The following is a 1,463-nucleotide window of genomic DNA, read 5'->3' as shown; positions in this document are numbered from 1 at the left end:
TGCACCCGATGGCGACTGCAACGCTCACCCAGATCGCGTAGATCCTTGGCAATCTTGCGATGCCCATAGACACTGCCGCTGGCCAACCAGTGGTGCTTGATCAGCCCCAGCAGGCGTTCGTCTTCCTGGGGTTGAGCCGACATACGTGTAAAAATAGCTCACAAGATTGGATTTCATCCATTGCATCAGTGAGTTGGTAATCCCCCCGCTTTTAGCGGTCGCCCAAAGTGGAGCTATGCGGTCATCGCCAATTTCATCGCTGGCGTGATGCCGCCGAGCGCCATGTTGGGGCGCTCGTGATTGTACGTCCATAGCCAACGTGTGGCCTTGTCCTGAACCTGCTCGATGGTGTCGAACAACGTTGTAGCCAGCCAGGCATAGCGGACGGTACGGTTGTAGCGCTCGACGTAAGCATTTTGCTGTGGTTGGCCCGGCTGGATGTGTTCGATCCGAATGCCGCGCTGCTGTGCCCAGGCTAGCAGCGCGCCACTGATGTACTCCGGGCCGTTGTCGCAGCGAATCACGCGCGGCTTGCCGCGCCACTCGATGATCTGATTCAACGAGCGGATCACCCGGACCGATGGCAACGACAGGTCGACCTCGATCCCCAGACCCTCGCGATTGAAGTCGTCGAGCACGTTAAACAACCGGAAGCTGCGACCATCGGCCAACTGGTCGTGCATGAAGTCCATCGACCAGACCTGGTTGATCGTCTCCGGCACCGCCAACGGCTCTGGCCGCTCGCGCACCAGCCGCTTCTTCGGCGTGATCCGCAGGTTCAATTCCAGCTCCCGGTAGATGCGGTACACCCGCTTGTGGTTCCAGCCAAAGCCCTTCACGTTGCGCAGATGCAGGAAGCACAAGCCGAACCCCCAATCGCGATAGGTCGCGGTCAGTCTCACAAGCCAATCAGCAATCTGGGCGTTCTCCTGGCTGGCCTTGGGCTGATAGCGAAAGCAGGTCTCGCTCAGCGCAAAGGTCCGGCAAGCATGCCGGATGTTCATGCGGCCTTCTTCCACCGCCCATCGGGCCATCTCCCGGCGTTGAGATGGCCTTACCATTTTTTTGCCATCGCCTCCTTGAGCAGGTCAGCGCTGAGTTGGGCATCGGCGTACATCTTCTTCAGCCGCCGATTCTCGTCCTGTAGCTCCTTGAGCTGGGATATCAACGACGCATCCATGCCGCCGAACTTGCTGCGTAAGCTCCCCCGTCAAGCAGGCACTTTAAAAGTAGAGCTTTCGGCGTACTTGTTGCGGTACTCGACCGGGGTCATTCCGCCGAGCGAATCATGGGATCTTGCTTGGTTGTAGTCGATCATCCACCAGTGGGCGGCTTCGCGCACCTCGTCGAGGCAGGCGAAGAGATTCAGGTCGAGCACTTCCTCGCGGAACGTACGATTGAAGCGCTCAATGAAGGCATTCTGATTTGGCTTTCCCGGCTGGATGTACTGTAGTGCGACGCCA

Annotated in this window: 3 pseudogenes; all 3 read right to left on the bottom strand. The window is 58.6% G+C overall.

Annotation, left to right across the window (positions count from 1 at the left end):
• A pseudogene (locus tag F7R02_RS25365) lies at positions 1-122 on the bottom strand (IS3 family transposase); the annotation flags it as partial.
• A gap of 111 nt (positions 123-233) precedes the next feature.
• Positions 234-1,198, bottom strand: a pseudogene (locus F7R02_RS25360) (IS3 family transposase); the annotation flags it as partial.
• A 12-nt stretch (positions 1,199-1,210) separates the two neighbouring features.
• Positions 1,211-1,463 (bottom strand): annotated as a pseudogene (locus F7R02_RS25355) (integrase core domain-containing protein); the annotation flags it as partial.

Origin of the sequence: Xanthomonas cissicola (genome assembly GCF_008801575.1) — a bacterium.
Taxonomy (GTDB): Bacteria; Pseudomonadota; Gammaproteobacteria; order Xanthomonadales; family Xanthomonadaceae; genus Xanthomonas; species Xanthomonas cissicola.
The sequence above is the reverse complement of the archived record's forward strand: the minus strand, read 5'-3'. Positions and strand labels throughout refer to the sequence as shown.